5 protein-coding genes and 1 pseudogene are annotated in these 5,012 nt (G+C 54.3%); all 6 read right to left on the reverse strand.

The features are described 5' to 3' along the window. A pseudogene (locus HV477_RS27450) lies at positions 1–174 on the reverse strand (ABC transporter substrate-binding protein); the annotation flags it as partial. A gap of 296 nt (positions 175–470) precedes the next feature. After that, on the reverse strand, positions 471–1,289 hold the full coding sequence (locus tag HV477_RS27455; RefSeq protein ID WP_175065702.1) for a transcriptional regulator: 819 nt from the start codon (positions 1,287–1,289) through the stop codon (positions 471–473). Beyond that, complete coding sequence (locus HV477_RS27460) at positions 1,273–1,782, reverse strand: CaiF/GrlA family transcriptional regulator (protein ID WP_175065703.1); 510 nt, start codon at positions 1,780–1,782, stop codon at positions 1,273–1,275. Before HV477_RS27460 ends, HV477_RS27455 begins: the two co-directional genes overlap by 17 nt. 163 nt (positions 1,783–1,945) lie before the next feature. Continuing rightward, positions 1,946–3,034, reverse strand: coding sequence for a fimbrial protein (locus HV477_RS27465; protein WP_175065704.1), 1,089 nt, complete (start codon positions 3,032–3,034; stop codon positions 1,946–1,948). After that, positions 3,031–3,729 carry a fimbria/pilus periplasmic chaperone gene (locus tag HV477_RS27470; protein WP_175065706.1) on the reverse strand — a complete coding sequence of 233 codons (699 nt, stop codon included), beginning with the start codon at positions 3,727–3,729 and terminating at the stop codon, positions 3,031–3,033. The genes HV477_RS27465 and HV477_RS27470 overlap by 4 nt, the downstream gene beginning before the upstream one ends. Before the next feature lie 91 nt (positions 3,730–3,820). Next, on the reverse strand, positions 3,821–5,012 hold a 1,192-nt coding region (locus HV477_RS27475; protein ID WP_175065705.1), incomplete at its 5' end, for a fimbria/pilus outer membrane usher protein.

The raw sequence follows: 5,012 nt of genomic DNA on the forward strand, positions 1-5,012 counted from the left end.
TATTTTCTTACCCGCCAGAAGACGCGCCATGCCGTATGACCCCTGCCCCTGTCCTTCATATTTCCCTCCCTGTTGCCGTGCAAAAGCAGGTCCCAGGGCCTGATCCATTACTTTCCCCATAGAGCCTGCATAGGTAACCCGAATATCGGTACTGGCCTGCACATTCATACTCATTGCAATACCAGCAATAAGCAAAAGCGCACTCAGACGTTGAAATTGCATTTCCCCCCCCCACGCTATATAAAGTTGTACATATCGATTATCAGAATCCCGGGGTATAATTACAACTCCATAATTTATTGCAAAAAGTAACGACCAGGAAAATGTTGTTCACTTAATTATCCCGTCTGCGTAATGAAGGTATCGGGACGGGAGTTCAGCTCAGTCAGGCGGAAAACCTTGCCAGAAGCATCATTACCACTTTTTCGCCAGCAGCTTCACAAAATGTTTGTTGCCATAATCGCATGCGATTATGCATCTTTTTTCAGGCGTGACTGCCCGGGTGGATCTTCAGCTGAATACAGATGTTCAGCCTCAGCCGGCGCCATAAAAGGCGTTTTCTGAATCTCCATACAGAACCGGGTGCCGTACAGCTGCTCACGCAGCCGGCAACGCATCCCCAGCTTCTTTACCAGCAGCCTGTTCTTCTCCCGCCACACTTTCTTCTCTCCCGTTTTCAGCCGCCCGGACAGCACCGACAGTTTCCCCCGGCCCTGATAAATCTCCTCAAGCAGACGGCGCTGGGCCGGCGTCACCCCGTGCGCCAGAGTTTCCCTGAACATCAGTACTGACATGTAGTTCATCAGCCGCTTCGGATGATTAAAAATCAGCGGAACGTCTGAAAACCCCCTGACCGGCTCCGGCAGGAACAGAAAACCGGTCAGGGCTCGCTGCAGCTGTCCGGTGGTTACGTCACCCCCTTCCCCGCTCTGTTGCGTTCCTGACGTTTTTTCGTGTGATATCACCGGGATATCCCCGAACACCTTCAGTACCAGCCGGTCGCTGAACATCAGTTCATCGCTGATAACCAGTACAGGGTGAAACAACAGCGCCTGCCTCAGGGCATAGAACAGAAAAATATGCTCACGCGGGCGCAGACACAGTATCAGCGTCGTCTCCGGCTGCCGGGACAGGCGTGGCAACAGGTCCGGCAGGGTGTATGTGGTTTCAAAGTCGCTCTCCGGCAGGGCTGATTTTGCCAGATGCGCCACGGCGGTCACCACCGGCCAGCAGTCTCCGTGGACGATAACCCGCCGGGCCCCCGTCTGCTGGTCACTTCCCGCCATCATCAGTCCCCTTCTTTTTCAGTATCTTTCCCGCGTTTCTGTTGCTGCACAACCGGTTCCACAGTTCATTTGCCTGTGCCCTGTCGCCATTGCCCACCCGGCGACGGGATACAGGAGGCGCGGCAGTTCGCCCGCAACTGACCGGTCCCGGTTTTTCCAGAACCTCAGTGACATAAATCTCATAGCGTCGTGCCTTATTGGGCAGGGTCTGGTGACGGCATTCACAGACCACCCGTGATGTTTTACTCCTCAGATAGGCAATCAGATAGCTGGCCCGTCTGGCCGGGATATGAAACGCCTCTGATATCCGATTACGCTGAACCCAGTCCTGCTGCAACAGACACCAGTGTGCCACGATGACATACAGGGGCTCCCCGGCATACCGGCGGACACTTTCAGGAATAAAACAGGCGTCATGGTTGGTCTGGCCGGGATAATGAATATCATTACCGGGGGTCAGGTACCGTTTTTTTGCGTGTGTATTGTCAGGGCACATAAAAACCTCGTCATCATGATTAACGAAAAAAGACCGGAGGTATCATTAAATGTTATGAATATTTTTATTGTTTTTATGGCTGTATTCAGCCGGCAGTAATTATTATTCCGGTTCCTGTGTATTCACCGGCTTTTATTAAACATTATCCGTTTATTACGGGGTGTCAGTTATATGTCACAACAACCGTCACCGCAGCAGAAAATTTACCGGTTTTAATTACAGATCCCGGCATCGGTTCCACCTTTGCGGTATAGGTTTTCGCAATACCAGCTCCCGTGGATGGATTAAAAGAAATTGTTCCCATGTGATATGTTTGATTAAAGATTACTTTCCGATTCTCTGAATCGATTATTGAAAGTTTCAGCCCATTTTCATCCACAGTCCCGGATGTGCTTAGCTTAATTTCCTGGTTACTGGCTGTCAGCGGCAGTCCTCCGGTCTTAAACTCTATATCCAGCGGCATATCAAAGGAGACCGGGGTTCCGGTTGTCTGTTTTGCCGTCACAGTGAAGGGGGGGGATACTTTAGTTAATGTATCCACTGATGTGGCATATATCCGCCCAAAATCTACCACGGAAGGTGATATGAAAACCTGGCCTAAATTATCAGGAAAAATTCGTATAGAAAATATCGGGGTCTGTATTTGGGTACCCTGTACATAGGGACTGCCGTTGCTGACAGGACGGATTTCCAGTGCATTTATTGCCGGAACGTTAATCATTACCGGAGCCCCCTGATAGGGCTCCACGGCAAAAATACGTGCTGTGAGTCCCGCGTCCCGTACAGTAACCACAGGCTCATTCTGCCATTTCAGCGGCAGGTTTGCACCAAACTGTTGTTTTATAATGGTTCCTTGTCCCGTCTTGCTTATCTGTGACCACTCCAGTTTCTTTTCAGGTTGACCTTTCTCCTTTATGGTCAGTTCCAGGCCCAGGCCGGAGTCCTTCAGGGCCTGAACAACCTTTCCGAAGGCCGCAGTGGTTACCAGTGTGGGGTAATGGTAATTCGTTCCGTCCAGGTCGTTATTATCCGCCCGTGTTGTGCAGCGATATGAAATATCGCGCGAAATCACACTCAGGGTATCGTCTTCCTTATAACCTGTGGATTTCAGATTAATATTGGTAAGCGACAGGACTCCACTGATAACGTCACATTCGTCGGTACCTGCAGCCTGCACGGGAATAACGGCCGGCCCGGTCATCATCGTCAGTATCGCCAGTATGATTTTCAGGCGTGTCATCTGTCCGCTCATGACGCGGCCCCCCGGTCCTTCAGGACACACTGCCGGGCAGTGCAGGTGTAATCATTCATCTGCAGCCCGCCATAGTCATCGATATACCCCACCCACAGTTGCCGTGTTTCAGCCGGCAAAACGGCCTTTAAAGGCAGACTGGTGAACGGCGGCACCATCACCCCCTGACCGAACCCGCTCAGCGGATGGCGCCGGTCCCCCCCCAGCCAGGCAACGGTGATGTAATACGGTGTCGGATTCTGCAGCGTCAGATGTCCGGAACTACGTTCTGCCACCAGTTTTCTTTCCGGCTGGTCGTTGCTGCTTCTGGCAACCGCTTTCGGACGGTAAAACAGTTTCAGGCGGCTCTGCATGGTCAGCTGCAGCACGTTGTTGTCTTCCGGTTTTGGCGGAATACCCCGGACGTTAAACCAGAACAGGGTCTCCCGGTCCTGAGGCAGACGTTCAGTCATTCCACGGACCTGAGTGATGCGAACCTGGGATTTCTGTCCGCCGTCAATACGCTGCAGCGGCGGCAGTGCCATCAGCGCATCCGTTCTTACCCCGTCAGCATCTGTCACCCATGACTGGGCCAGAAACGGTGTGCCTTTGTCGTCATTGTTCAGCGTTACGGCAACCGTTTTATCCGTAGCGTTCATAATGATGCGTGTCCGGTCAACGTTCACGGCAGCCAGACTACAGTGGCTCCACACCATTGTCAGCGTGATGAACGCAGCACCTTTTAACCTGCTCTTTTTCACTGTTTCTCTCCGTCTGAAATCATTCACTGAAACCGGCCTGTGTTGCTTATCTGCAGGGCAGCAGCAGTGGCCCCTGACTGAGGTCCGCCTTCTCCGGCAGCGTCAGCCTGCACTGCACCCGGCCATCCCAGGACACATTCAGGGTCCGGCGGTCTTCCCCGCTGAGACCTGTCAGGTAGGCCAGACCTTCATCTCCGACCATCCCCGCGGTTCTGCCGGTTTTCCCGGACACCACCAGGGAGCCAAACGGCGGACTGGCGCCGTCCGCCAGCCGGATATGACCGAGCACCTGCTCCCCCTGGCTGGCGTCAATCTTCCGGTAGCCCACCGCGCCTTCCGTCAGCACCTGGCTGATGACGGAGCTGCTGACGTCCACGTCCTCCGGCAGGGAGGCCACATCAACCGAAATATCGCTGCGGCGATAGCTGCTGCCGGCGCTCACCACGCCCACCCCGAAGCGGTTGGTCACCCCGCTGTTGCCGTTCACCGGCACACCGGCCACGTCTCCGGTATCTATCATCATGCGGGGCTCATTCCCGGCCATCGACTGGCTGAAAGCGGCACCGTGGGCGGTGGCAGTCACCGAGCCGTACCAGCTCAGGCCCAGGCTGCGGTACTGTCCGGGCTGCAGGGTGGCGTCCGCTGCCGCCTGGCCCCACGGCAGACGGCTCTGCACACTGCCGCTGAAGCTGCTGTTGCTGCCGGTGTCATAACGGTTATGGCCGGCGCTGATGTTCCATGTGGTGTCCGGGTTATGGAAATCGCTGTAATTCACGGTCTGCTGCAGGCCGCCCCGGTTATCCTTCTGCACGCTGTAGCTCACCTGACGGCTGTCGCCCCACGGGATACTGATGGTGGCGTAGACCTGGTTCTGGCTGCCCCCGCCGGTGTACTGGTTACGGGAAAATGAAAGTGAGGCAGAAATACCCTGTATGCCGCCGAGACTGAAATATTTATTCAGACTGAGCATATAGTTATTATTTGATGTGGCATCCCAGTAATTGAGCCGGCTTACCGAGAGAGCCGCGCTCATGTTGAGTACCGGAACGGACTGGCTGTAAGTCACGGTGTAGCTCTGTTTTTCATGCCACGCATCGCCGCCGTCGGTGGCCCGGCGTTGCAGGTATTCCGGCATGGACAGAAAATGGCGGTCCGAGAAGCGGTATCCGACGAACGCCAGGGTACTGCCGGTTTTATCAAACGTTTTGGCATAGTTGATACGGTAGCTGTAACCGGAC

Origin of the sequence: Salmonella sp. SG203 (assembly GCF_013350575.1) — a bacterium.
Classification (GTDB): Bacteria; Pseudomonadota; Gammaproteobacteria; order Enterobacterales; family Enterobacteriaceae; genus Salmonella; species Salmonella enterica.

What these genes read in the sequence shown, in the direction of transcription:
- HV477_RS27460 (WP_175065703.1), bottom strand. Translation starts at nt 1,782, where the DNA reads ATGTGCCCTGACAATACACACGCAAAAAAACGGTACCTGACCCCCGGT.
- HV477_RS27455 (WP_175065702.1), bottom strand. Translation starts at nt 1,289, where the DNA reads ATGATGGCGGGAAGTGACCAGCAGACGGGGGCCCGGCGGGTTATCGTC.
- HV477_RS27465 (WP_175065704.1), bottom strand. Translation starts at nt 3,034, where the DNA reads ATGAGCGGACAGATGACACGCCTGAAAATCATACTGGCGATACTGACG.
- HV477_RS27470 (WP_175065706.1), bottom strand. Translation starts at nt 3,729, where the DNA reads ATGGTGTGGAGCCACTGTAGTCTGGCTGCCGTGAACGTTGACCGGACA.